This is a genomic window from Pseudomonas sp. F007, from assembly GCF_057814275.1.
The window spans coordinates 158,698-182,455 of the sequence record NZ_JBVATA010000001.1; the positions used below are offsets into that span (position 1 = coordinate 158,698).

A 23,758-nucleotide genomic window follows, 5' to 3' on the forward strand; every position below is an offset into this window, starting at 1 on the left:
GATCAGCTCTGACCGCCCACCGCACGCAACCGCCGCGCCCTGAGCCCGGCAATCAGCGAAGGCCCCAGGGCCACCAGCGCCGAACCCAGCACCACCAGCACCGCACCGCCATAGGCCAGGCTGTTGATCTGCTCGGCGTGCACATACTCGGGCCAGATCCAGGCCGCCAGCGCCACTGCAGCGAAGGTCACCAAGGGCGTGATTGCCAGGGTCGCACTGACCCGCGAGGCTTCCCAGTGCGCCAGCGCCTCGGCAAACGCGCCATAGGCAACCAGGGTGTTGAGACAGCACGCCAGCAGCAGCCAGCCTTGCAGCGGGGTCAGCGCCAGGGTTTCCAGCGGGTGCACCCAAGGCGTGAGCAGCGCTGCGCAGAACAGGTAGATCACCATCATCACCTGCAGCGAATTCCACACCGTCAGCAGCTGTTTTTGCCCCATGGCATAGAAGGTCCAGACCGTCGACGCCGCCAGAATCAGCAACACGCCGGCGGTGTAGTCGCTCAGGGAGGTCAGGAGCTCGGCCAGGCGCTCATTGAAAAACAGACCGAAGCCAACCATCAGCACCAGCAGGCCAATGCCCTGCCCCAGGGTAAAACGCTCCTTGAACACCAGCACACTGCCGAGCAGCAGCAGGATCGGCCCCACCTGCACCACCAGTTGCGCGGTGCCGGGACTCAGCAGGTTCAGGCCCATCAGATAGAGGATGTAGTTGCCGACCAGGCCGAACACCGCCATCAACACCAGCCAGCCGCCTTTGCGCCCCAGCGCCTGGCGGCTCGGCAGTCGGCGAGTGGCGGCCAGATAGACGAACAGGCAACCGCCGGACACCAACAAGCGAAACCAGGTGACGGTGATCGGGTCCATCACCACCAATACTTGCTTGAGCTTGATCGGCAGGATTCCCCAGAGGAACGAGGTCAACAGCGCCAGGAACAGACCGTAACCCCAGCGACCGGACGAAATGTGCATGCGAACCCCAAAAGAACCAACGGCGAGAAAAGCCCATTCTAGGCTTCCTCGCCGTACACACACAGTGACAGTTACGCACCAGCCGCTGCTGGGACTGTATCGGTCGCTGCCAGGCTAGCGCACCGCTTCGAACAACCCGGTCGCGCCCATGCCACCGCCGACGCACATGGTGACGATGCCGTAGCGCAGGTTGCGCCGTTGCAGCTCACGCACCAGATGACCGACCTGACGCGAGCCGGTCATGCCAAACGGGTGGCCGATAGAGATCGAACCGCCGTTGACGTTGTACTTGTCGTTGTCGATTTCCAGGCGGTCGCGGCTGTAAAGGCACTGCGAAGCAAAGGCTTCGTTGAGCTCCCAGAGATCGATATCCGCCACCTGCAAGCCCTTGGCCTTGAGCAGCTTGGGCACCGAGAACACCGGGCCGATGCCCATCTCGTCCGGTTCGCAGCCCGCCACCGTAAAACCACGGAAAAACGCCTTGGGCTTGAGCCCCAGTTGCAGGGCTTTTTCCAGGCTCATCACCAGGGTCATCGAGGCGCCGTCAGACAATTGCGAAGAGTTGCCTGCGGTCACCGAACCGTCTTCGGCGAACACCGGCTTCAAACCGGCGAGGCTTTCGTAGGTGGTGTCTGGGCGGTTGCAATCGTCGCGGTCAACGATGCCATCGAGGATTTGCACCTCGCCGGTGGTTTTGTCCTCGACCTTGTATTTCACCGCCATTGGCACGATTTCGTCGCTGAACAGCCCGGCCGCCTGCGCCTGGGCGGTGCGTAGCTGGCTCTGCAGGGCGTAGAGGTCCTGCGCTTCACGACTGACCGAATAGCGCCGGGCGACAATCTCCGCGGTCTGGCCCATGGGGAAATAGATCCCCGGCACCTGCTCCTTGAGCAATGGGTTGACCAGGTTGTCGGTGTTGACGCTTTTCATTGTCAGGCTGATGGACTCGACGCCACCGGCGACGATGATGTCGCTGCAACCCGAGGCGATCTGGTTGGCGGCAATCGCAATCGCCTGCAGGCCCGAGGAACAGAAACGGTTGAGGGTCATGCCGGCAGTGCCGGTGCCCAGGCGCGAGAGCACCGCGACATTGCGGCCAATGTTGAAACCCTGGGCGCCTTCGTTGGAGCCGGCGCCGACGATGCAGTCCTCGACGCTGGCCGGGTCGATGCCATGGCGCTGCAGCAATGCGTTGACGCAATGGGCCGCCATGTCGTCCGGGCGAGTCTGGTTGAACTTGCCGCGGAACGATTTGGCCAGGCCGGTTCGTACGCTGTCGACGATCACTACTTCACGCATGGCATACCTCGAGTGTTGTTGTCGTTGAAAGAAGTGGATCGAGCATAGATCCACCTGATCGCCGACCGCGACAATCATTCACCCCGCGTATGCGAGCCCATCGAACTACTTCTTGTCGTCCTTGTGCTTTTTTGCATGTCGGTCGGATTTCTCAAACGCGGCTTCCAGGGCGCGGTTGATGGTGCGCAACACCTTGACCCGGGCCCAGCGCTTGTCATTGGCTTCCACCAGCGTCCAGGGCGCGACCTCGGTGCTGGTGCGATCGACCATGTCGCCCACGGCGGTGCGGTAGTCATCCCACTTCTCGCGGTTGCGCCAGTCGTCCTCGGTGATCTTGAAACGCTTGAAGGGGATCTGCTCGCGTTCCTGGAAACGCTCCAGTTGGGTCTGCTTGTCGATGGCCAGCCAGAACTTCACCACGATCACATTGGAAGCGTTGATCTGCTCTTCGAAGTCGTTGATCTCGCTGTAGGCGCGCATCCAGTCAGCCTGGGTGCAGAAGCCTTCGATGCGTTCAACCAACACCCGGCCGTACCAGGAGCGGTCGAAGATGGTGAATTTGCCGCGCGCTGGAAGGTGTCGCCAGAAGCGCCACAGGTAGGGTTGCGCACGTTCTTCCTCGGTGGGTGCGGCAATCGGCACGATGCTGTACTGACGCGGGTCCAGCGCCGCGGCCACACGGCGGATCGCCCCGCCCTTGCCGGCGGCGTCGTTGCCTTCGAACACCGCGATCAGCGCGTGCCGGCGCATGCGCTTGTCACGCAGCAAGCCGGCCAGGCGGGCCTGCTCGGTAATCAATTGCTCTTCGTAGTCTTTCTTGTCCAGGCGCTGGTTGAGATCGAGGCTGTCCAGCAGGCTGAAATGGTCGACGCTGGTGGTCAAGGGCGCGGCGCTGACCTTCTCCGGCTTGAGCTTGGCGCGCTTGAGCGCTCCCTGCAGGCCCTCGAGCAGGATCTTGCCCACCGCCAGGCTGCGGTAATGCGGATCGACCCCTTCGATAACATGCCACGGCGCGTAATCGCGACTGGTGCGGCGGATCGCCCGCTCGCCGTAATGCACGAACTTGTCGTAGGTCTGCGATTGCTGCCAGTCCAGCGGGCTGATGCGCCAGCTGTGCAGCGGATCGTCCTGCAGCGACTTGAGGCGGGCCTTCATCTGTTTCTTGGACAGGTGGAACCAGAACTTGAAGATCAGCGCCCCTTCGTCGCACAGCAGTTTTTCCAGGCGTTCGGCGCCGGTGATCGCCTGATCGAGTACCGCGTCCTTGAACAGGCCGTGGACCCGCCCCTGCAGCATCTGGCTGTACCAGTTGCCGAAAAATACCCCCATGCGCCCCTTGGCCGGCAACATCCGCCAGTAGCGCCAGGCCGGTGGGCGTGCCAGCTCTTCGTCGGTTTGCTGATCAAAGGTGCGCACCTCGATCAGTCGCGGGTCCATCCACTCGTTGAGCAGCTTCACCGTCTCGCCCTTGCCGGCGCCTTCGATGCCGTTGATCAACACGATGACTGGAAAACGCGCTTGCTGCTGCAGTTCGAACTGGGCTTCGAGCAAGGCTTCACGCAGCGCCGGGACTTCGGCCTCATAGGTTTCTTTGTCGATCACGTGACCGATTTCGGCGGATTCGAACATGGCTGACTCCCTTCCAAGATGGCTCAAGACTAGCGGATTGATGGCCCTCTTGTGCGCAATGCTGTCCAGCTTTTTTGTAGGAGCAGCCGGTCGACGCTCGAATGCTCGCGAAGGCCGTCAACGAAAACGCGGGCATTCTGAATGAACGGGGCGCACACAAGTTTTTCGCGAGCAGGCTCGCCCTTACAAGGTGAGTGAGCCCGGCCGCGATCAGCTAGAATGCCCGCCTTGCCCGCACCGAGCCTGCCATGAATCCTGCACTGCCCCACGCCCAACTCGACTGGGACGACCAAGGCCGCCCGCGCTCGCGGGTGTTCGACGACGTGTACTTCTCCGATCAGTCGGGCCTGGACGAAACCCGCTATGTGTTCATCGAGCAGAACCGCTTGAGTGAACGCTTTGCCGCACTCAAGGCAAACGAAAAGCTGGTGATTGGTGAAACCGGATTTGGCACCGGGCTGAATTTTCTCTACGCCTGGCAACTGTTCGAGCAACAGGCCGTGGCCGGTGCGCGCCTGCATTTCATCAGCGTCGAGAAGTACCCGCTGAGCCCGCCCGACCTGCAGCGGGCGCTGGCGCTGTGGCCGCAGCTCAAACCTTTCGCCGATCAATTGTTGGCGCAGTACGTGGCGATCCACCCGGGTTTCCAGCGGCTGGTGCTGGATAACGGCCGCGTGACCCTGACCCTGTTGATCGGCGACGCTCTGGAGCAATTGCCGCAACTCGATGCCCAGATCGACGCCTGGTTTCTCGACGGCTTCGCCCCGGCCAGGAACCCGGACATGTGGACCGCCGAACTGTTCGCCGAACTGGCGCGCCTGGCAGCCCCCGACTCGACCATCAGCACCTTCACCAGCACCGGCTGGGTGCGCCGCCTGCTCAATGCCGCAGGTTTCAAAATGCGCCGCACGCCGGGCATCGGCCATAAATGGGAGATCCTGCGCGGGGCGTTTCTTGGCTGGCCTGAAGACACTCCGCCTGCCGCCAGCGCCAAACCCTGGTTCGCTCGGCCGGCGCCATGGCGCGGTGAACGTCGCGCGCTGGTGATCGGTGCCGGCCTGGCCGGTTGCGCCAGCGCCGCCAGCCTGGCAGCCCGTGGCTGGCAGGTCAGCCTGCTGGAACGGCATGCCGATCTGGCCCAGGAAGCCTCGGGCAATCCCCAGGGCGTGCTGTACCTCAAGCTCTCGGCCCACGGCACCGCCCTGTCGCAGATGATCGTCAGCGGTTTCGGCCACACCCGCCGCCTGCTCGAACACCTGCAACGTGGTACTGACTGGGACGACTGCGGCGTGCTGCAACTGGCATTCAATGCCAAGGAAGCCGAACGCCACGCGCAACTGGCGGCGGCCTTCCCCGCCGACCTGGTGCATCAGCTTGATCAGCAGCAGGCCGAAGCTCGCGCCGGCATCGCCCTGGAGCACGGCGGCTTGTTCTACCCCGAGGGCGGCTGGGTGCATCCGCCAGCGCTGTGCCAATGGCAGGCGGTCCACCCCAGCGTACAGTTGCTGAGTCACCGCGAAGCCGTGGAGTTACGCAAGGTCGACGACCAGTGGCAAGCCTGGGACGGCGAAACCTTGTTGTCCAGCGCGCCATTGGTGGTCCTCGCCGGCGCGGCCGAAATCAAGCGTTTCGCGCAAAGCGCCGAATTGCCGCTCAAGCGCATCCGCGGGCAAATCACCCGCCTGCCACAAACCGCCGACAGCCAATCCCTGGCCACGGTGGTCTGCGCCGAAGGCTATGTCGCCCCGGCGCGCCTGGGCGAACACACTCTGGGCGCCAGCTTCGATTTCCACAGCGACGACCTGACGCCGACCACCGCCGAGCACCTGGGCAACCTGGAAATGCTCAAGGAAATATCCACCGATCTGGTGATGCGTCTGCACGCCGATCAACTCGACCCGCAGCAGTTGCAGGGCCGGGCCGCCTTTCGCTGCACCAGCCCGGACTACCTGCCCATCGTCGGCCCGCTCGCCGACCGCAATGCCTTCGGCGAAGCCTATGCGGCGCTGGCCCGGGATGCACGGCAGGTTCCGGACATCCCTTGCCCGTGGCTGGAAGGGTTGTACGTCAACAGCGGCCACGGCTCGCGCGGCTTGATCACCGCGCCGCTGTCCGGCGAATTGCTGGCGGCCTGGCTGGACAACGAGCCCCTGCCGCTGCCGCGTGCTGTGGCCGAGGCCTGTCACCCCAATCGCTTCGCTTTGCGCCAATTGATCAGGGGCAAGGCCGGCCAATGACTTCAGTGCTGGCGGTCGCCGGGATACAGGGCCTGATAGTTGCTGACCGCATCGTCAATGGTGGGAAAGAACGCCGCTTCCCCCAGGCGGGCGAACAGGCCGAAGCGCTTGAGCTTGTCCTTGACCGGGTCTTTCATTTCGGCCACGCACAATTTGATGCCCGCTGCATGCAGGGTGTCATCCAGTTCCGCCAGCACGTCGGCTGAAGTGACATCGACGCTGGTCACCGGTTCGGCGGCCACCACCAGCCAGCGCACCGGCGTCGGCGAGGCAGCCACGGCGTCCAGCACGCGGTCGTTGAACAGTTCCGCGTTGGCGAAAAACAGCGGTGCATCCCAGCGAAACAGCACCAGCCCGGGGATCAAGCTGGCCTGTGGATAACGTTGGATATCGTGGTAGCCCTTGACCCCCTCGGGCTGCCCCAGCACCGCGGAATAGGGGCGCCAGCCATCCCAGAGAAACTCGATCACGGCGAGCACGATGGCCAGGGCGATCCCTTCAATCGCACCGAACACCGCGACGCCGATGGTGCAGACAATCGACAGCCAGAACTCCCAACGCTGAATGCGATAGATCCGTCGCAGGTCAGCGACTTCGATCAGGCCAATCGCCGAGGCAATCACCACCGCCGCCAGTGCGGCATTGGGCAGGTGCTGCAACAGGTTCGGCGCCACCATCAACAACAAGGCCACCGCCAGTGCACCGACAATCCCGGTCAACTGGGTTTTCGAGCCTGCGGCTTCGGCCACCGGGGTGCGCGACGAACTGCTGCTGATGGGAAAACCCTGGAAAAACCCGGCCGCCAGATTGGCAAAGCCCAGGCCGGCCATTTCCTGGTTGGGGTCGACATAACTGCGGGTGCGCGCCGCGTAGACCCGTGACAGCACGCTGGTGTCGGCGAACGAGACCAGCGCTACCGCGCAGCCACCGATCAGCACCGGGACCAGGTCTTCGCGAGTAATCCAGGGAATGGCGAACGCCGGCAAGCCCTGGGGCAGCGCGCCGAGCACCGAGACCCCGGCACTCGTACCCAGATCCAGCACGCCGACGGCGACCGTCGCCCCGACCACGGCGATGAGGATGCCGGGGATGCGCTTGTTGCCCTTGAGCAGCAGGATCACTGCCAGGGTCGCGGCGCCGACCGCAAAGGTGATCCAGTTGCTCTTGCCGTCGAGTATTGCCGTGGCGATGGACCAGAGATTGGTCAGCGGGCCTGCGGATTCGATGGAAAAGCCGAACATCTTCGGCAACTGGCTGATCAATACGGTCAGGGCGATTCCGTTCATGTAGCCATAGCGGATCGGCTTGGACAGCAGCTCGGTGATAAAGCCCAGGCGCGCAATGCCGGCGAGGATGCACACCACGCCCGAGACAATCGCCATCGCCGCCGCCAGGGCTACCGCGCGCTGCGGATCACCACCGGACAGCGGCAGGATCACTGCGAGGATCACCGCCGCCAGCGACGAGTCCGGGCCCAGCACCAGGATCCGGCTGGGGCCGAACAATGCGTAGGCGATCAGCGGCACGATGGTCGCGTACAGTCCGTAAATGCCGGGCAGCCCGGAGGCCACCGCGTAGGCGATCCCCACGGGCACCAGCATGGTGGTCAATACCAGGCCGGCAAGGATGTCGTGGCGCAACCAGGCCAACTGGTACTCGCGCAGCGTGCGCAGCCCAGGCAGCCAGCGGTTCAAGCCGGTATTGGCGCCGGTCTTGCGCACGATGCGTCCCGGTTCGGGAGTTGGCGACGGAGAGTCCGCTGGGGTCATGGGTCTGGGGCCCTTGGAGAGGGAAAAAGGGAAGAAGCCATCGCAGAATCATCGAGGGGGTAGCCAGCTGTCGCCGGTCTACCCCCTCGCCCATCAATGGAATGGGAAGATGTAGTTCATCCAGGCTGCCATGCGCAGCAGGATCTTGCGCATGATCGCCACATGGTGGAAGTGCTGGCTGTACAGCGCCGCCTGGCCATATGAGCCACCGGGTAGCAACTTGGCATACTCCGGGTAATCCGGGTCGGTGATTTCGATCACCACTGGCACCCGTCCCGGTGGTGGCGATCCGGTGTAGCTGAGCAAGGTGCCGGATGGCTGGATCTGCCCCTCGCCAATCACACTGATGACATTCTTCACCTTGCCCTTGAATACCCGCCCCGGTATGCCGTCGAACGCGACCTCTGCCTCATCGCCCGGCACCAGGCGCAGCAAGCTGTTCTGGCGCATCCAGGCAGCAAAGTATTGGCCCTCGTCCGGGATGAAGACCATCGACGGACGCAGCGGAAACTTGGTCGCCATCATCCCCGCACGCAGCGAAACATGGGTCACGAAACCCTTGCTCGGTGCCCGTACGGTGGTGTTGTCCAGATCGAACTGGGCATTGTCGATCTGCCCCTGCAGGTCGTCCACCAGCGCCTGGGCAGCATCCAGCTCGCGCCGCGTACCGAAGTTGCGCTTGATCAGTTCGTTGATCCGGAACAAATCAGCCCGCGCCGAGATTTGCTGGGCCTTGAGCGACTTGAGACGGTTCTCGAACGGCTCGGGGTCGATACGAAACAGCACATCCCCGGTCTTCAACGGCTCGTTGCCCTTGACCGGCACCTCGATCACCTTGCCCGTCACGGTCGGGATAATCGGCACCGAGACGTAGTACGAGCGCGCCACTTCCGAGTAGGGGTGGTTGTAGTTCATCAGGAAGATCAGCGCGCCGATCAGCACCACGCCTCCCAACACGGCAGTCGGCACCGTCCACTTGTTCAAGGGAATACGGAAAATCTTGAAGATCGCCACGCAAATGGCGGTGTAGGTCAGGATCAGTAATAAGTCCATGGTTTATTGCCGTCCTTCTGTAGTGTCATCGGACAACGTCTTCCCTTCCAGGCGCTGTACGCGTTGGCGCAATTCAGCCAGCTCCTTGACCAGTTCCGCATCGAGCTTCAACTGCTCGGGATCTGTTCGAAACCCCCAGCCTCTATCTTCCCGGTACAACATGGCCCAGATCCACAGGAACGGCCACAAGGCGTGCAGGGTGAACAGACTCACCCAACCTGCTGCGTGAATGGCGTCCTGATGTGGATGTTTGCGGTGTACGGCAATTTCGTAGGGAATGTCGTGCAGCACGATAATCCCGTAGAACAGCACGATGGCCGCGAAAAAAAGTATGCCCAGCGCAATGTAGTCGAGCACGACGCCCCCCTCCCGAAAAACAAAATCAGCGCGTACGCACCACGTGAGTGCTGTGATGGTCGACCGCGGCCGCTGCTTCGCGCGCGACCGTTCGAAATCATAGTAGTTCAAGTTTAAACGGCTGCCCGGCGATCGCCTGCTGACTTAACTCAGTGAAATCGCAAATAGCAGACAGTCCCATGCAGGGCGAAATGCTCGGCAATTCAATCGATAACGTCAGCAGGCAAGTTGCCGAACAGCGACTATTCTTGGGCGTGTCCGTCAGCTATTACAGGGAAACCAGGCTCATGAAACCCATCAAATCCTTCGCCTTGCGTGTTACGTTTGCCACCCTTCTGTCGACTGCCGCCATCAGCGCCCAGGCGGCTGATATTCCGTTGGGCAGTACCGCGATGGAAGGCCACGTGGTGACGCAGGTATTGGCGGTCGATGCGGCAAACCATCAAGTGACGATCGAAGGCCCTGACCAGCAGCCGATCCCCCTGCAACTGACCGAGAAAGCCAAGGCCCTGCACAACCTGAAAGTCGGTGACAAGGTCGACATTCAAGTCCTGCGCTCGGTGGCCTATGTACTCGACACCGAAGTGGGTGGCGCCCCCGGTGTCAGCGATGAAGCGATGACCATTCGGGCGACCAAGGACAATCCCAACCCGGGCGGCGAAGCGGTGCGCCAGGTCAAGGTCAGCTCGAAGATCACCAAGATCGATCTCAAAACCCATGAAGTGACCCTGCTGCCTCCTGAAGGCAAAGTGAGGGTGCTCAAGGTCGAAGATCCGGCACTTCAGGAGCGCATGAAGAAATTGCAAGTGGGGCAGACGGTTAATGCGATCTACACCGACATCCTGAAGATCAAAACCTCCGCCACTCAATAAAACCCATGAGTGATTTATTCAACGCGATTGCCCTGGGGTTGCTGGCGTTGTTGCCGTTGCTCAACCCGCCCACCACCGTGGCGCTGTTCCTCGCCCTGAGCAAAGGCCTCAACCAGCGCCAAAAAAACCAGCAGGCGCGGCTGACGGCCATCTATGTCTTCCTGATCATGACGCTGACCTACTACACCGGCGAACTGATAATGGATGCCTTCAACATCTCCATCCCCGGATTGCGCATCGCCGGGGGTGGCATCCTGATCGTCATGGGCATGAAGATGCTGTTTCCGCCGCCACCGCCACCCACGGCTGCCCACGAGGTCAAGGAAAAGGAAAGTTTCGCCCTGATTCCCTTGGCCATGCCCAGCACCGCCGGCCCGGGCACCATTGCCCTGATCATTAGTTCTGCGGCGACGATCAAGCACAGCACCCTGTTCCCGGCCTGGGTGATTGCCACCGCGCCGCCGCTGATCTTCCTGTTCACTGCGCTGATCCTGTGGATTTGCCTGCGCAGCTCGGGGCTGATCATGCGCATCACCGGCGAATCCGGGATCGACGCCATCTCCCGGCTGATGGGCTTTTTGCTGGTGTGCATGGGCGCGCAGTTCGCGATCAATGGCTCGATCGAAATCGTCCAGTCGCTCATCGACAGCAACTTTCACCCACCGCGCCTGCCCTAACGAACGGCTGGCGCGTTTCCTCCCGGCGGCGTGATCGACTACCATAGCGCCGCCGGTCCCCCACGGGATTAATAGGGAATCCGAAACACCACACCCGGTGTCCATCGGAACTGCCCCCGCAACTGTAGATGCCGAGCCCACTCCTCAACTGCCACTGGATCAACTCCGGGAAGGCCGGAGTGCGGCGACGACGCACGAGTCAGGAGACCTGCCGGCCAAGCAAATGACTAACCGGCGGGGTGTCCGGGAAGGACATCCTGCCGCCCGCCAGTTCCCTGGTCGCGCGGCCTTGCCCTGTGTTCAACGCAGTGTTCGAGGGTGTGTTTCCAAACCGTACCCCCTGCTGTTGCCTGTACGGTACAAATGGAGATTGCCCCATGCTGTTGCCCCGCCTTTCGACCCTCATTGCCGGTATGGGCCTGTGCGCCCTGGCCCAGGCCACCCCGACCCATTACCCGCTGACCCTCGAGAACTGCGGCAGCAGCCTGACCTTCCAGCATGCCCCCAGCGGTACCGTGACCATCGGCCAGGCCGGCACCGAAATGCTCTACGCCCTGGGCCTGGGCGACAAGGTGCTCGGCACGTCGCTGTGGTTCAACAACGTGCTGCCGGCGTACAAGGCGCAGAACGACAGGATCGAGCGCCTGGCGGACAACGATCCAAGTTTTGAAGCGGTGATCGGCAAGCGCCCGGAGCTGGTGACAGTGGAGCTGGAGTGGACGGTCGGGCCTCAGGGCGTGGTCGGCACCCGCGAACAATTTCATGAGCTGAAGATCCCCACCTACCTGCTGCCCTCCGACTGCGAAGCCAAGGACAACCTGGTGGGCGCCGACGGTACGCGCCTGGCGCCGTTCCGCATCGAAAGCATCTACAAGGGCATCGAGCAACTCGCCGAGATTTTCGATGTGCGCGAGCGCGGCACCCAACTGACCGACGAACTCAAGGCCAGCCTCGCCCAATCGATTGCCAAGGCACACGAGAAAAAGCGCCCGCCGCTCAGTGCCCTGGTCTGGTTCTCCAGTGCCGATATGGACATCGACCCTTATGTGGCCGGCCACAAGGGCGTTCCCGACTTCATGCTGACGACCTTGGGCGTGCGTAACGTGGTCGAGTCCGACGAGGAATGGCCGACGGTCGGCTGGGAAACCATCGCCAAGGCCAACCCGACGTTTCTGGTGATCGCTCGCATGGACCGCCGCCGTTTCCCCGCCGACGACCATGAAAAGAAACTCGCATTCCTGCGCAGCGACCCGGTGACCCGCAACATGGACGCGGTGAAGAACAACCGCATCATCATCCTTGATGCGATGGCCATGCAGGCCAGCGTGCGCACCTTCGACGGCTTGCGGCAACTGGCCGAGGCCATCGACGGCTACGACCTGCCGAAATGACCACGAGCCTGATTAGAACGCTACTGGCAATGGCGCTGCTGTTGGCCGCCGTGGTCGCCGGGGTGGCCATCGGTGAAACCGCCATCGAACTTCACGTGGTATTCCAGGTGCTGGCGAACAAACTGTGGGCGGCCGGCTACCCGCTCGACCCGATCGACGAGGGCATCGTCTGGAATTATCGCCTGACCCGCGCTTTGGTCGCCGCCGCCTGCGGTGCCGGCCTGGCCACCTGCGGGGTGATCCTGCAGTCGCTACTGCGCAATCCCCTGGCCGATCCGTACTTGCTGGGCGTCAGCGCCGGGGCCTCGACCGGCGCCGTGCTGGTGGCCCTGCTCGGCGTCGGCGCGGGCATGCTGACCTTGTCGGCCGGGGCCTTCGTCGGCGCCATGGCCGCGTTTGGCCTGGTGATCCTGTTGGCGCGATTCAGCGGCTCGAGTCGCGGCACCGGGCAAATCATCCTCGCGGGCATCGCCGGCTCGCAGCTGTTCAATGCCCTCACCGCGTTCCTGATTACCAAGTCGGCCAGTTCCGAACAGGCGCGGGGCATCATGTTCTGGCTGCTCGGTAACCTCAGCGGGGTGCGCTGGCCGTCGGTGTGGCTGGCGGTGCCGGTGGCGGTCGCGGGTCTGCTGTTATGCCTGCTGCACCGGCGTGCCTTGGACGCTTTTGCCTTTGGCAGCGATTCAGCCGCATCACTCGGCATACCGGTACGCCGGGTGCAGTTTGTGTTGGTCGGCTGTGCAGCGCTGGTGACGGCGGTGATGGTGTCGATTGTCGGCTCCATCGGTTTTGTCGGCCTGGTGATTCCCCATGCCGTGCGCCTGCTGCTCGGCACCGGGCACTCACGGCTGCTGCCCGCCAGTGCCTTGGCCGGGGCGCTGTTTCTGATTGCCGCCGATGTGCTGTCGCGGACCTTGATCAAAGGCCAGGTGATTCCGGTCGGGGTGATCACCGCGCTGGTCGGTGCGCCAGTGTTCGCGCTGATCCTGATCGGCCGCAGGAACGCCCGATGAACGCGCCCGCACTGAGTTGCCGAGGTCTGTCCTTCAGGGTGCGTGACGCCGAGTTGCTGGAGGATATCCACCTCGATCTGCATCGCGGCGAAACCCTCGGCGTCGTCGGGCCGAATGGCTCCGGCAAGTCTACCTTGCTCAAGCTGTTGGCCGGCTTGCGCACGCCGTCAGCCGGCGGTGTGTGGCTGGCTGACCAGCCGCTGGAAAAACTCTCGCGACGCAGCATCGCGCAACGCCTGGCGGTGGTCGAACAGCAGGCCGACACCGACGATGCGATCCGCGTGTTCGACGCCGTTGCCCTCGGGCGCACGCCCTGGTTGTCGGCCCTGCGCCCGTGGAGCCGGGAAGACGAGGCCATCGTCCGCCAGGCCTTGCACGATGTCGACGCCACGCACCTGGGCACACGCACCTGGCGCGGCCTGTCCGGCGGTGAGCGCCAGCGCGTGCACATCGCCCGGGCCCTCGCCCAGCGCCCGCAGATCCTGCTGCTCGACGAGCCGACCAACCACCTCGACATCCAGCATCAACTGACGATTCTCAAGGGCGTCCAGGCCCTGCCCGTCACCAGCCTGATCGTCCTGCACGACCTCAACCAGGCCCTGACCTGCGACCGCCTGGCAATCCTCGACCGCGGACGCCTGGTGGCACTCGGCAAGCCGCTGGAAGTGCTCACGCCACAACGTTTGTACGACACCTTCGGCGTGCAGGCCCACTACCTCACGGACCCGCTCGACGGCGCGCAGATCTTGCGCTTGCGCGCCACCTGATAGCGGGTCTGCCACGGCGAATCAGTTGCGGAATCCGTGACCGCCCCCAACCTTGTAGGAGCCGGCTTGCCGGCGAAGGTGCAGAGCCTGACACACCGCAGAGTCGCCATGCGCTGCGATGCGGCGGCCCGACAAGCAGCTCCTACAAGAGTCAGACACCCGCGACTTTGGCCCGCGCCGCATGCAATTTCTTGTAGCTGTCGATCAAGCGCAGGTGCCGGTCCAGGCCTTCGAGCTTCATGCTGGTTGGCGTCAGGCCATGGAAGCGTACGCTGCCGTTGACCGAACCAATCGCCGCATCCATCCGCTCGTTGCCGAACATCCGGCGGAAGTTGACCTCGTAGTCCGCCAGCTCCAGGTCTTCGTCCAGTTCCATCTCCAGCACTGCGTTCACCGCCTGGTAGAACAGGCCGCGCTCGACGGTGTTGTCGTTGTACTGCAGGAAGGCTTCCACCGCGTCCTTCGCCTCTTCGTATTGCTGCAGGGCGAGGTAGATCAACAGTTTCAGCTCGAGGATGGTCAACTGGCCCCAGGCCGTGTTGTCGTCGAACTCGATACCGATCAGGGTGGTGATATCGGTGTAATCATCCAGCTCGCTTTCCACCAGGCGCTCGCCCAGGGCCTTCAGTTCGGCGTCGTCGAGGCTGTGCAGATTGAGGATATCGGCACGGAAGAACAGCGCCTTGTTGGTGTTGTCCCAGATCAGGTCGTCCAGCGGGTAGATCTCCGAATAGTCCGGCACCAGGATCCGACAGGCCGTGGCACCGAAGTGCTCGTAGACCGCCATGTACACTTGCTTGCCCATGTCTTCGAGGATCTTGAACAGGGTCGCGGCTTCTTCTGCGTTGGAGTCTTCGCCGTCGCTGGTGAAGTCCCACTCGACGAACTCGTAGTCCGACTGGGCACTGAAGAAGCGCCACGAGACCACGCCGCTGGAATCGATGAAGTGCTCGACGAAGTTGTTCGGCTCGGTCACCGCGTGGCCTTCGAAGGTCGGCAGCGGCAGATCGTTCAAGCCCTCGAAACTGCGGCCCTGAAGCAATTCGGTAAGGCTGCGTTCCAGCGCCACTTCCAGGCTCGGGTGCGCGCCGAACGAGGCGAATACACCACCAGTACGCGGGTTCATCAGGGTCACGCACATCACCGGGAATTCACCGCCCAGCGAGGCGTCCTTGACGAGCACCGGGAAGCCCTGCTCCTCCAGGCCCTGGATCCCGGCCAGAATCGCCGGGTACTTGGCCAGCACCTCCTGCGGCACGTCCGGCAGGGCGAACTCGCCTTCGATGATTTCGCGCTTCACCGCCCGCTCGAAGATCTCCGACAGGCACTGCACCTGGGCTTCAGCCAGGGTGTTACCGGCGCTCATGCCGTTGCTCAGGAACAGGTTTTCGATCAGGTTCGAGGGGAAGTACACCACCTCGCCATCGGACTGGCGCACGAACGGCAAGGACACAATGCCCCGCTCTTCGTTACCGGAGTTGGTGTCGAACAGGTGCGAGCCGCGCAGTTCGCCATCGCGGTTGTAGATCTTCAGGCAGTGCGGGTCGAGGATTTCCGGCGGCAGTTCGTCCTTGCGCCCCGGCTGGAACCAGCGCTCATCCGGGTAATGCACGAACGGCGCGTTGGCGATGTCCTCACCCCAGAACTGGTCGTTATAGAAGAAGTTGCAGTTCAGCCGCTCGATGAACTCGCCCAGGGCCGAGGCCAGCGCGCCTTCCTTGGTGGCACCCTTGCCGTTGGTGAAGCACATCGGCGAATGCGCATCGCGGATATGCAGCGACCAGACGTTGGGCACGATGTTGCGCCATGAAGCGATTTCGATCTTCATCCCCAGGTCGGCGAGGATCCCCGACATGTTGGCGATGGTCTGCTCCAGCGGCAGGTCCTTGCCGACGATGAAGGTGCTGGCGTCCGCCGTCGAGTTGGGCATCAGCAGCGCTTGAGCATCGGCGTCGAGGTTGTCCACCTCTTCGATGACGAACTCCGGCCCGGCCTGCACCACCTTCTTCACCGTGCAGCGGTCGATGGATCGCAGGATGCCCTGGCGGTCCTTGTCGCAAATGTCGGCCGGCAGTTCGACCTGGATCTTGAAGATCTGGTTGTAGCGATTCTCCGGGTCGACGATGTTGTTCTGCGACAGCCGGATGTTCTCGGTGGGAATGTTGCGAGTGCTGCAGTACAGCTTCACGAAGTACGCCGCACACAGGGCCGACGAGGCGAGGAAGTAATCGAACGGGCCCGGCGCAGAGCCATCACCCTTATAGCGAATGGGTTGGTCGGCAATCACCGTGAAGTCATCGAACTTGGCTTCAAGTCGGAGGTTGTCGAGAAAATTAACCTTGATTTCCATAGGGGATTACCAAAAAAGTCGAGCGAAACTGAATGGGCGCGATTATCCGGGTTTTACGCTGGAAGTACTGCGCTTTCGTTGAAAAAAGCCCGGTGCTCATCGACCGTTGGTAAATTTTATTGAACGATCGCAGCCACCGCTCACTCGAAAAACCCACATCATCAGCCGTGGCGGCAGGCAAAAACCGCCCGGTTCGGTGCACAACGCTACTGGTCGAGCACGCTGCAAAAGCAGGTGCCGCCTGAAAGCTGTACAGAGTGCAAATGCTGCAAACAGCGGTACACGTAAGCCACCAGTAGCGACACACATGCCGAAAAAAGGGCTTGGACACCATGTGCGGATTAGCTGGCGAATTACGTTTTGATCTTCAACCGGCCAACCTGGCGGCCATCGAACGCATCACCCATCATCTGGCACCCCGTGGCCCTGACGCCTGGGGCTTCCACAGCCAGGGGCCGATAGCCCTGGGCCATCGCCGCCTGAAAATCATGGACCTGTCGGACGGATCGGCGCAGCCGATGGTCGACAATGTCCTGGGCCTGTCCCTGGCCTTCAATGGCGCGATCTACAACTTCCCGGAACTGCGCGCCGAGCTGGAAGGCCTGGGTTACGCGTTCTACTCCGGTGGCGACACCGAGGTCCTGCTCAAGGGCTACCACGCCTGGGGCGAAGCGCTGCTGCCGAAGCTCAACGGCATGTTCGCCTTCGCCATCTGGGAGCGCGATGCCCAACGTTTGTTCATCGCCCGCGACCGGCTCGGGGTCAAGCCGCTGTACCTGTCGCGCACCGACCAGCGGCTGCGCTTCGCCTCGGCCTTGCCGGCGCTGCTCAAGGGCGGCGATATCACACCGATCCTCGATCCGGTCGCGCTCAATCACTACCTGAACTTTCACGCCGTGGTGCCGGCTCCCCGCACCCTGTTGGCCGGCATTGAAAAACTGCCGCCGGCGAGCTGGATGCGCATCGAGGCCGACGGCCGCACCGAGCAGAAAACCTGGTGGACCCTGCCCTACGGCCCACGCGCCGACGAGCAAAATCTGACCCTCGAAGACTGGCGTGACCGGGTTCTCGCCAGCACCCGCGAAGCCGTGGCGATTCGTCAACGGGCGGCGGTGGACGTTGGTGTGCTGCTGTCCGGTGGCGTCGATTCGAGCCTGCTGGTGGGCCTGCTACGTGAAGTCGGCGTGGAGGATCTGTCGACCTTCTCCATCGGTTTCCAGGACGCCGGCGGCGAGCGCGGTGACGAGTTCCAGTATTCCGACCTGATCGCCAGGCACTACGGCACCCGCCATCACCAACTGCGCATCGACGAAAAGGAAATCATCGAGCAATTGCCGGCGGCCTTCCGGGCGATGAGCGAGCCGATGGTCAGCCACGACTGCATTGCCTTTTATCTGTTGTCCCGTGAGGTGGCCAAGCACTGCAAGGTGGTGCAAAGCGGTCAGGGTGCCGACGAACTGTTCGCCGGCTACCACTGGTATCCGCAGGTGGATGCCGCCGAGGATCCCTACGCCGCCTACCGCCAGGCGTTTTTCGACCGCAGTTATGAGGACTACGCCGCCACGGTGCAACCGCAGTGGATGACTGCCCATGACGCCGCCGGCGACTTCGTCCGCGAGCATTTCGCCCAGCCCGGCGCCGACGCGCCTGTGGATAAGGCGCTGCGCCTGGACAGCACGGTGATGCTGGTCGACGACCCGGTCAAGCGTGTGGATAACATGACCATGGCCTGGGGCCTGGAGGCGCGCACGCCGTTTCTCGACTACCGCCTGGTCGAGTTGTCCGCGCGGGTGCCGGGCAAATTCAAGCTGCCGGACGGTGGCAAACAAGTGCTCAAGGAAGCGGCGCGGTTGGTGATCCCCAGCGAAGTGATCGACCGCAAGAAAGGTTACTTCCCGGTGCCCGGCCTCAAGCATTTGCAGGGCGACACCCTGAATTGGGTGCGCGAGTTGCTGCTCGACCCAAGCCAGGACCGTGGCCTGTTCAACCCGGCGATGCTCGATCGCCTGCTCACCGACCCGCAAGGCCAACTGACCCCGCTGCGCGGCTCCAAGCTGTGGCAACTGGCGGCGCTGAACCTGTGGCTCAGCGAACAAGGAATCTGATCAATGAAACCTCACGCCACAGCCCTCAACCAGCGCTTGCTGCGCGGCCAGGCGCCGTCCTATGAACGCCTGCAGGCACGCTTTGCCGAAGACGGCAGCTGCAGCGGCGAGCCAATTGCCGTGCATTGCGGCTGGGGGCGCCTGCTGATCGGCCACACCTTCCCCGACGCGGCGAGCCTGGCCGGCGAACTGGCCCACGAGCAACCGGGTGAGCGTGACATCGCCCTCTACGTCGCAGCGCCCCAGCAGGTGCTGGGGCTGGAACCGGCGCAGCTGTTTCTCGACCCGTCCGACACCCTGCGCCTGTGGTTCAGCGACTACCGCCAGGCGACCCGGGTGTTTCGCGGTTTTCGAATTCGTCGGGCGCAGAGCGCCGACGATTGGCAGGCGATCAATCGCTTGTACCAACTGCGCAACATGCTGCCGATCGACCCCGAACGCCTGACACCCCGCCATCAAGGTGGGCCGGTGTACTGGCTGGCGGAGGACGAAGACAGCGGCGCGGTAATCGGCAGCGTCATGGGCCTGAACCATGAAAAGGCCTTCCATGACCCGGAACACGGCAGCAGCCTCTGGTGCCTGGCCGTCGACCCGCAGTGCACACGGCCCGGGGTCGGCGAGGTGCTGGTGCGCCACCTGATCGAGCACTTCATGAGCCGTGGCTTGAGCTACCTCGACCTGTCGGTGCTGCACGACAACCGCCAGGCCAAGCAGCTCTATGCCAAGCTTGGGTTCCGCACCCTGTCGACCTTCGCCATCAAGCGCAAGAACGGCATCAATCAACCGCTGTTTCTCGGCCCGGGCCCCGAAGCCGAGTTCAATCCCTACGCACGGATCATCGTCGAGGAAGCCCATCGGCGCGGCATCGATGTTCAGGTCGATGACGCCCAGGCCGGCATGTTCACCCTGAGCCTCGGCGGGCGCCGGGTGCGCTGCCGCGAATCCCTCAGCGACCTGACCAGTGCCATCAGCATGAGCCTGTGCCAGGACAAAAGCCTGACCCACAAAGTGCTCAAGGGCGCCGGTCTTAATCTTCCCGCGCAGCAATTGGCGGGCAATGCCGACGACAACCTGGCGTTTCTCGATGAGCACCAGCGGGTGGTGGTCAAGCCGCTGGACGGCGAGCAGGGCCAGGGCGTGGCAGTGGATTTGCAGCAGATCGACGAAGTGCAACAAGCCATCGAAGCCGCGCGCGCCTTCGACAGCCGGGTGCTGCTGGAAAGCTTTCACGAAGGCCTCGACCTGCGCATTCTGGTGATCGGTTTCGAGGTCGTCGCCGCAGCAATTCGCCGTCCGGCGGAGATTGTCGGCGATGGCCAGCATCGGGTCCGGACCCTGATCGAAGCGCAAAGCCGGCGGCGCCAGGCTGCTACCCACGGCGAAAGCAAGATCCCGCTGGACCACGAAACCGAACGCACCCTGCAAAGTGCCGGCTACCAATACGACAGTGTTCTGCCAGCAGGCGAGCGGCTGTTCGTGCGACGTACCGCCAATCTGCACACCGGTGGCACGCTGGAAGACGTCACCGCGATCCTCCATCCGACCCTGGTCGACGCCGCCGTGCGCGCCGCCCGCGCTCTCGACATCCCGATGGTCGGCCTCGACCTGATGGTGCCCGCGGCAGACCAGCCGGACTATGTATTCATCGAAGCCAACGAGCGCGCCGGGCTGGCCAACCATGAGCCACAACCGGTGGCCGAGCGTTTTGTCGACCTGCTGTTTCCCCACAGCCACGTGGCGATTTGACCAGCGCCCCTCGCCTTCAGGAGTTCCAATGACCGGTAAGATTCCAGAACCCGATCTCGCCTACTTGCAAAAAGTCCTGCTGGAAATGCTCGCGATTCCCAGCCCCACTGGCTTCACCGACACCATTGTGCGTTATGTCGCCGAACGCCTTGAAGAACTGGGCATCCCCTTTGAGCTGACCCGGCGCGGAACCATCCGCGCGACCCTCAAGGGCCAGAAAAACAGCCCCGACCGCGCCGTTTCCGCGCACTTGGACACCATCGGCGCCAGCGTGCGCGCAATCAAGGACAACGGCCGCCTGACCCTCGCCCCGGTGGGCTGCTGGTCGAGCCGCTTTGCCGAGGGCAGCCGCGTCAGTCTGTTCACCGATACCGGGGTGATCCGTGGCAGCGTGTTGCCGCTGATGGCCTCCGGGCATGCCTTTAACACGGCGGTGGACGAACTGCCCATCAGCTGGGACCACGTCGAACTGCGCCTGGACGCCTACTGCGCGACCCGCGCCGACTGCGATTCGCTGGGGATCAGCGTCGGTGATTTCGTTGCCTTCGACCCGTTGCCCGAATTCACCGACAGCGGCCATATCAGCGCCCGCCATCTGGACGACAAGGCCGGGGTCGCCGCGCTGTTGGCCGCGCTCAAGGCGATCGTCGAAAGTGGTGAGCCGCTGATGATCGACTGTCATCCGTTGTTCACCATCACCGAGGAAACCGGCAGCGGCGCGGCGGCCGCATTACCTTGGGATGTCAGCGAATTCGTCGGCATCGACATCGCCCCGGTCGCCCCCGGGCAACACTCCAGCGAGCATGCGGTCAGCGTGGCCATGCAGGATTCTGCGGGGCCGTACGACTACCACCTGTCGCGGCACTTGTTGCATCTGGCCAGCGCCAACGAGCTGCCGGTGCGCCGCGATCTGTTCCGCTATTACTTCAGCGACGCCCACTCGGCGGTCACCGCCGGCCACGACATCCGCACCGCCCTGCTGGCCTTCGGCTGCGATGCCACCCACGGTTACGAGCGCACCCACATCGACAGCCTGGCGGCCCTGAGTCGCCTGCTCGGCGCCTACATCCTCAGCCCGCCGGTATTCGCCAGCGATGCGCAGCCGGCCAAGGGCTCGCTGGACCGCTTCAGCCATCAGATCGAACATGACGCGCAGATGGAAAGCGAGACCCGGGTTCCATCAGTGGACAGCCTGGTAGGACAGCGCTCCACCGACTGAGGGCAGAGGCCTACTGGAAGTGTGGGGTGAAGCGCCGTAGCATCTGCGCATTGAAAACCGAGGTAGTTATGCTGATCCCCCACGACCAACTTGAAGTCGACACCCTGACCCGCCTGATCGAAGACTTCGTCACCCGCGACGGCACCGATAACGGCGACGACACCCCGCTGCAAACCCGCGTGCTGCGGGTACGCAATGCCCTGAGCAAGGGCCAGGCGGTGATTGTCTTCGACCCCGAGAGCGAGCAGTGCCAATTGATGCTCAAGCACGACGTGCCCAAGCACCTGTTCGACTGAGGCTCAGCTGCGAGCAGCCTCACGGCTGCGCTTGGCGCGAATGCGTTCATAGATTTCGCAGCGGTAGACGCTGATGTGGCGCGGCGCCTCGACGCCGAAGCGCACGTGGCCACCATTCACGGCGAGGATACGCACCGTGATGGTGTCGCCAATGGAGATCAGTTCACCGATAGCGCGGCTGAGTACGAGCATGGCTGTAGTCCTTGAGGTAACCGGGCCTTGAAGATGGCCGGGTTGCACCGCCCCTTCAAGACAGCCGCGGGAAATCAGCCACCTCCTACACACCAGGTCGAATTGCCCTACAGACATCCCTTGCAAAGCAGCGGTTTTGCCTCAAGGTGCGGTGAAGCGCGGGCCGAGCAAAATGATACTCGCCCCCAGCACACACAGGGCAACGCCCCACCAGTCCGAACTCAGCGGCCGGACCCGTTCGATCATCCACAGCCAGCCAATCGAGGCGACGATGTAGATCCCGCCATAGGCCGCATACGCCCGACCGGCATAGTTCGCTTCGATTTTGGTCAGCAACAGGGCGAACAGGGTCAGGCTGAGCAGCGCCGGCGCGATCCACCAGGCGCTCTTGCCCTGGCGCAACCACATCCAGAACGCGTAGCAGCCGGCGATTTCGAACAGCGCCGCGAGGAAAAACCACAGGTAATTGAGCATTCATCCATCTCGTCAGGGCAGCCAGGTGCGGCCACCCTAACGAGGCAGTCGGTCAGTCGCAAGCTCAGTTGGCGCCCTGGCGGGCCTTGGCGCGCATCTTGTCGGCCATCAGGGTCATTTCGTTGTAGAGCAATTGCGGGTTCTTCTGCTTCAGCGCCCAGGCCATGCGCCCTTGTTCGTGGGGCAGGATCATGAACTCGCCGGCTGCCACCTGCTGATAGATGTAGTCGGCAATGTCGCTGGCGCTGATCGGCGAGCTTTCCAGCAACTTGCCGACCTGGGCCTTCATCGCCGGGGTCGGGCCACGGAACGAGTCGAGCAGGTTGGTCTGGAAGAACGACGGACACACCACATGCACGCCGATCTCCTGCTGCGCCAACTCGATCAACAGACTTTCGGACAGCGCGACGACCCCGGCCTTGGCCACGTTGTAGTTGCTCATCGCCGGCCCTTGCATCAGCGCCGCCATGGAGGCGATGTTGATGATCTTGCCTTTGCTCTGCTCCAGCAGCGGCAGGAACGCCTTGCAACCCTTGACTACCCCCATGAGGTTGATCGCGATCTGCCAGTCCCAGTCTTCCAGCGACAGCTCGCTGAAGAAACCACCGGAAGCCACGCCCGCGTTATTGACGATCACATCGATGCCGCCGAGCTTGACCTCGCAAGCCTGGGCAAAGGCGGTCAACTGACTGTAGTCGCGCACGTCGCACCGCTGGATGAAGCCATCACCGCCCGCCTCGCGCACCAGCCTCAAGGTTTCCTGCAGGCCTGGCTCACTGACATCGGACAACGCCAGCTGCCATCCTTCGCGCGCCCAGCGCAGGGCGATTTCGCGACCCAGGCCGGACCCGGCGCCGGTGATCATCATGCGATTTTGCATAGGAAGTTGCCTTGTTGTTCTGGGAAAGATGTTCGCAGTGTAGCGAAGGAATTTCCTACACCCATGACCATCAAAGCGCTGAATGCCGCAGGCAAACCGCAGGGCGACGAGCTGGACTAACAGGAAACAGCGAGGGCGGTAAAAACATTGAATTTTTTCGACCGCGGCAGAGTCGGAAGTTTTAAGCCGCTCGTATTTTCAACTAGCGAGCCTGTTGTTCAACCAGTGCGACGTTCAATGCCACTCCAATAAGGAATTCGACATGGGCACGATTCTTCTGATTATTCTGATTCTGCTGTTGATTGGCGGCCTGCCAGTGTTTCCACACTCCAGAAGTTGGGGTTATGGACCGTCCGGGGTTATCGGCGTAGTGGTGGTGGTATTGCTGGTATTGCTGTTGCTGGGCAGGATTTGACGGTTAACGCACAACCATTTCCATTGACCCAAAAAACTGTAGGAGCGAG

21 protein-coding genes and 1 riboswitch are annotated in these 23,758 nt (G+C 62.8%); of the genes, 11 read left to right on the forward strand and 10 right to left on the reverse strand.

All coding sequences use genetic code 11. The features are described 5' to 3' along the window. Nucleotides 1–2: 2 nt before the first annotated feature. The 3 genes from ACZYR5_RS00790 to pap all read right to left on the reverse strand — a co-directional run bounded on the left by ACZYR5_RS00790 (nucleotide 3) and on the right by pap (nucleotide 3,896). Nucleotides 3–968 (reverse strand): DMT family transporter, encoded by a 966-nt coding sequence (locus tag ACZYR5_RS00790; RefSeq protein WP_489088327.1) that lies wholly within the window; start codon nucleotides 966–968, stop codon nucleotides 3–5. A 114-nt stretch (nucleotides 969–1,082) separates the two neighbouring features. Then, complete coding sequence (locus tag ACZYR5_RS00795; protein WP_489088326.1) at nucleotides 1,083–2,267, reverse strand: thiolase family protein; 1,185 nt, start codon at nucleotides 2,265–2,267, stop codon at nucleotides 1,083–1,085. A 105-nt stretch (nucleotides 2,268–2,372) separates the two neighbouring features. Further along, nucleotides 2,373–3,896 carry a polyphosphate:AMP phosphotransferase gene (gene pap, locus ACZYR5_RS00800; protein WP_489088325.1) on the reverse strand — a complete coding sequence of 508 codons (1,524 nt, stop codon included), beginning with the start codon at nucleotides 3,894–3,896 and terminating at the stop codon, nucleotides 2,373–2,375. 248 nt (nucleotides 3,897–4,144) lie between these two features. On the opposite strand from pap, the gene mnmC reads away from it, so the two are divergent. Beyond that, nucleotides 4,145–6,133, forward strand: a complete 1,989-nt coding sequence (gene mnmC, locus ACZYR5_RS00805) for a bifunctional tRNA (5-methylaminomethyl-2-thiouridine)(34)-methyltransferase MnmC2/FAD-dependent 5-carboxymethylaminomethyl-2-thiouridine(34) oxidoreductase MnmC1 (protein ID WP_489088324.1) — start codon at nucleotides 4,145–4,147, stop codon at nucleotides 6,131–6,133. Nucleotides 6,134–6,135: 2 nt separating this feature from the next. Here mnmC and ACZYR5_RS00810 read toward each other — a convergent pair whose 3' ends face one another. The 3 genes from ACZYR5_RS00810 to ACZYR5_RS00820 all read right to left on the reverse strand — a co-directional run bounded on the left by ACZYR5_RS00810 (nucleotide 6,136) and on the right by ACZYR5_RS00820 (nucleotide 9,312). Beyond that, a complete protein-coding gene (locus tag ACZYR5_RS00810; RefSeq protein ID WP_489088323.1) occupies nucleotides 6,136–7,902 on the reverse strand; it encodes a SulP family inorganic anion transporter in 1,767 nt (588 codons plus the stop codon). A gap of 93 nt (nucleotides 7,903–7,995) precedes the next feature. Continuing rightward, a complete protein-coding gene (locus tag ACZYR5_RS00815) occupies nucleotides 7,996–8,955 on the reverse strand; it encodes an HlyD family secretion protein (protein WP_489088322.1) in 960 nt (319 codons plus the stop codon). 3 nt (nucleotides 8,956–8,958) lie between these two features. Continuing rightward, nucleotides 8,959–9,312, reverse strand: a complete 354-nt coding sequence (locus tag ACZYR5_RS00820; RefSeq protein WP_489088321.1) for a DUF3302 domain-containing protein — start codon at nucleotides 9,310–9,312, stop codon at nucleotides 8,959–8,961. 287 nt (nucleotides 9,313–9,599) lie between these two features. On the opposite strand from ACZYR5_RS00820, the gene ACZYR5_RS00825 reads away from it, so the two are divergent. From ACZYR5_RS00825 to ACZYR5_RS00845, 5 genes are all read left to right on the forward strand, one after another. Continuing rightward, nucleotides 9,600–10,184: a hypothetical protein gene (locus ACZYR5_RS00825; RefSeq protein WP_489088320.1), complete on the forward strand. Its 585-nt coding sequence runs from the start codon at nucleotides 9,600–9,602 to the stop codon at nucleotides 10,182–10,184. Between the two features lie 5 nt (nucleotides 10,185–10,189). Next, entirely contained in the window at nucleotides 10,190–10,861 is a 672-nt protein-coding gene (locus ACZYR5_RS00830) for a MarC family NAAT transporter (RefSeq protein WP_489088319.1), read from the forward strand. A 36-nt stretch (nucleotides 10,862–10,897) separates the two neighbouring features. Further along, nucleotides 10,898–11,091, forward strand: a riboswitch (cobalamin riboswitch). Between the two features lie 147 nt (nucleotides 11,092–11,238). Next, nucleotides 11,239–12,252 carry an ABC transporter substrate-binding protein gene (locus ACZYR5_RS00835; RefSeq protein ID WP_489088318.1) on the forward strand — a complete coding sequence of 338 codons (1,014 nt, stop codon included), beginning with the start codon at nucleotides 11,239–11,241 and terminating at the stop codon, nucleotides 12,250–12,252. After that, entirely contained in the window at nucleotides 12,249–13,265 is a 1,017-nt protein-coding gene (locus ACZYR5_RS00840; RefSeq protein ID WP_489088317.1) for a FecCD family ABC transporter permease, read from the forward strand. The genes ACZYR5_RS00835 and ACZYR5_RS00840 overlap by 4 nt, the downstream gene beginning before the upstream one ends. Continuing rightward, complete coding sequence (locus ACZYR5_RS00845; RefSeq protein WP_489088316.1) at nucleotides 13,262–14,032, forward strand: ABC transporter ATP-binding protein; 771 nt, start codon at nucleotides 13,262–13,264, stop codon at nucleotides 14,030–14,032. The genes ACZYR5_RS00840 and ACZYR5_RS00845 overlap by 4 nt, the downstream gene beginning before the upstream one ends. Before the next feature lie 151 nt (nucleotides 14,033–14,183). Here the strand turns inward: ACZYR5_RS00845 and ACZYR5_RS00850 are convergent, their stop codons facing one another. Then, the gene (locus tag ACZYR5_RS00850) at nucleotides 14,184–16,382 is read right to left on the reverse strand and encodes an OsmC domain/YcaO domain-containing protein (protein WP_489088315.1); all 2,199 of its coding nucleotides are present in this window, start codon (nucleotides 16,380–16,382) and stop codon (nucleotides 14,184–14,186) included. A gap of 332 nt (nucleotides 16,383–16,714) precedes the next feature. Here ACZYR5_RS00850 and ACZYR5_RS00855 point away from each other — a divergent pair, with 332 nt between their 5' ends. The 4 genes from ACZYR5_RS00855 (at nucleotide 16,715) to ACZYR5_RS00870 (ending at nucleotide 21,748) form a co-directional block, all read left to right on the forward strand. Continuing rightward, nucleotides 16,715–18,487 carry an N-acetylglutaminylglutamine amidotransferase gene (locus ACZYR5_RS00855; protein ID WP_489088314.1) on the forward strand — a complete coding sequence of 591 codons (1,773 nt, stop codon included), beginning with the start codon at nucleotides 16,715–16,717 and terminating at the stop codon, nucleotides 18,485–18,487. A 3-nt stretch (nucleotides 18,488–18,490) separates the two neighbouring features. Beyond that, complete coding sequence (gene ngg / locus ACZYR5_RS00860; RefSeq protein ID WP_489088313.1) at nucleotides 18,491–20,233, forward strand: N-acetylglutaminylglutamine synthetase; 1,743 nt, start codon at nucleotides 18,491–18,493, stop codon at nucleotides 20,231–20,233. A 28-nt stretch (nucleotides 20,234–20,261) separates the two neighbouring features. Further along, the gene (locus ACZYR5_RS00865; RefSeq protein WP_489088312.1) at nucleotides 20,262–21,452 is read left to right on the forward strand and encodes an osmoprotectant NAGGN system M42 family peptidase; all 1,191 of its coding nucleotides are present in this window, start codon (nucleotides 20,262–20,264) and stop codon (nucleotides 21,450–21,452) included. A gap of 68 nt (nucleotides 21,453–21,520) precedes the next feature. After that, nucleotides 21,521–21,748 carry a YheU family protein gene (locus tag ACZYR5_RS00870; RefSeq protein WP_489088311.1) on the forward strand — a complete coding sequence of 76 codons (228 nt, stop codon included), beginning with the start codon at nucleotides 21,521–21,523 and terminating at the stop codon, nucleotides 21,746–21,748. A gap of 3 nt (nucleotides 21,749–21,751) precedes the next feature. Here the strand turns inward: ACZYR5_RS00870 and csrA are convergent, their stop codons facing one another. The 3 genes from csrA to ACZYR5_RS00885 all read right to left on the reverse strand — a co-directional run bounded on the left by csrA (nucleotide 21,752) and on the right by ACZYR5_RS00885 (nucleotide 23,294). Continuing rightward, on the reverse strand, nucleotides 21,752–21,940 hold the full coding sequence (gene csrA / locus ACZYR5_RS00875; protein WP_489088310.1) for a carbon storage regulator CsrA: 189 nt from the start codon (nucleotides 21,938–21,940) through the stop codon (nucleotides 21,752–21,754). Between the two features lie 141 nt (nucleotides 21,941–22,081). Next, nucleotides 22,082–22,414 carry a YnfA family protein gene (locus ACZYR5_RS00880; RefSeq protein WP_489088309.1) on the reverse strand — a complete coding sequence of 111 codons (333 nt, stop codon included), beginning with the start codon at nucleotides 22,412–22,414 and terminating at the stop codon, nucleotides 22,082–22,084. 64 nt (nucleotides 22,415–22,478) lie between these two features. Further along, nucleotides 22,479–23,294 carry an SDR family oxidoreductase gene (locus tag ACZYR5_RS00885; RefSeq protein WP_105753786.1) on the reverse strand — a complete coding sequence of 272 codons (816 nt, stop codon included), beginning with the start codon at nucleotides 23,292–23,294 and terminating at the stop codon, nucleotides 22,479–22,481. A 262-nt stretch (nucleotides 23,295–23,556) separates the two neighbouring features. On the opposite strand from ACZYR5_RS00885, the gene ACZYR5_RS00890 reads away from it, so the two are divergent. After that, complete coding sequence (locus ACZYR5_RS00890) at nucleotides 23,557–23,709, forward strand: DUF3309 family protein (protein WP_033866310.1); 153 nt, start codon at nucleotides 23,557–23,559, stop codon at nucleotides 23,707–23,709. The last annotated feature ends 49 nt before the right edge of the window (nucleotides 23,710–23,758 follow it).

Excerpts from the sequence above, each read along its gene's own strand:
- ACZYR5_RS00845 (WP_489088316.1), top strand. The coding sequence starts at position 13,262 with ATGAACGCGCCCGCACTGAGTTGCCGAGGTCTGTCCTTCAGGGTGCGT.
- ACZYR5_RS00815 (WP_489088322.1), bottom strand. The coding sequence starts at position 8,955 with ATGGACTTATTACTGATCCTGACCTACACCGCCATTTGCGTGGCGATC.
- ACZYR5_RS00840 (WP_489088317.1), top strand. The coding sequence starts at position 12,249 with ATGACCACGAGCCTGATTAGAACGCTACTGGCAATGGCGCTGCTGTTG.
- ACZYR5_RS00795 (WP_489088326.1), bottom strand. The coding sequence starts at position 2,267 with ATGCGTGAAGTAGTGATCGTCGACAGCGTACGAACCGGCCTGGCCAAA.
- csrA (WP_489088310.1), bottom strand. The coding sequence starts at position 21,940 with ATGCTCGTACTCAGCCGCGCTATCGGTGAACTGATCTCCATTGGCGAC.
- ACZYR5_RS00890 (WP_033866310.1), top strand. The coding sequence starts at position 23,557 with ATGGGCACGATTCTTCTGATTATTCTGATTCTGCTGTTGATTGGCGGC.
- ACZYR5_RS00825 (WP_489088320.1), top strand. The coding sequence starts at position 9,600 with ATGAAACCCATCAAATCCTTCGCCTTGCGTGTTACGTTTGCCACCCTT.
- ACZYR5_RS00790 (WP_489088327.1), bottom strand. The coding sequence starts at position 968 with ATGCACATTTCGTCCGGTCGCTGGGGTTACGGTCTGTTCCTGGCGCTG.
- ACZYR5_RS00870 (WP_489088311.1), top strand. The coding sequence starts at position 21,521 with ATGCTGATCCCCCACGACCAACTTGAAGTCGACACCCTGACCCGCCTG.
- ngg (WP_489088313.1), top strand. The coding sequence starts at position 18,491 with ATGAAACCTCACGCCACAGCCCTCAACCAGCGCTTGCTGCGCGGCCAG.
- ACZYR5_RS00885 (WP_105753786.1), bottom strand. The coding sequence starts at position 23,294 with ATGCAAAATCGCATGATGATCACCGGCGCCGGGTCCGGCCTGGGTCGC.
- ACZYR5_RS00830 (WP_489088319.1), top strand. The coding sequence starts at position 10,190 with ATGAGTGATTTATTCAACGCGATTGCCCTGGGGTTGCTGGCGTTGTTG.
- ACZYR5_RS00810 (WP_489088323.1), bottom strand. The coding sequence starts at position 7,902 with ATGACCCCAGCGGACTCTCCGTCGCCAACTCCCGAACCGGGACGCATC.
- ACZYR5_RS00855 (WP_489088314.1), top strand. The coding sequence starts at position 16,715 with ATGTGCGGATTAGCTGGCGAATTACGTTTTGATCTTCAACCGGCCAAC.
- ACZYR5_RS00865 (WP_489088312.1), top strand. The coding sequence starts at position 20,262 with ATGACCGGTAAGATTCCAGAACCCGATCTCGCCTACTTGCAAAAAGTC.
- ACZYR5_RS00880 (WP_489088309.1), bottom strand. The coding sequence starts at position 22,414 with ATGCTCAATTACCTGTGGTTTTTCCTCGCGGCGCTGTTCGAAATCGCC.
- ACZYR5_RS00835 (WP_489088318.1), top strand. The coding sequence starts at position 11,239 with ATGCTGTTGCCCCGCCTTTCGACCCTCATTGCCGGTATGGGCCTGTGC.
- ACZYR5_RS00850 (WP_489088315.1), bottom strand. The coding sequence starts at position 16,382 with ATGGAAATCAAGGTTAATTTTCTCGACAACCTCCGACTTGAAGCCAAG.
- pap (WP_489088325.1), bottom strand. The coding sequence starts at position 3,896 with ATGTTCGAATCCGCCGAAATCGGTCACGTGATCGACAAAGAAACCTAT.
- mnmC (WP_489088324.1), top strand. The coding sequence starts at position 4,145 with ATGAATCCTGCACTGCCCCACGCCCAACTCGACTGGGACGACCAAGGC.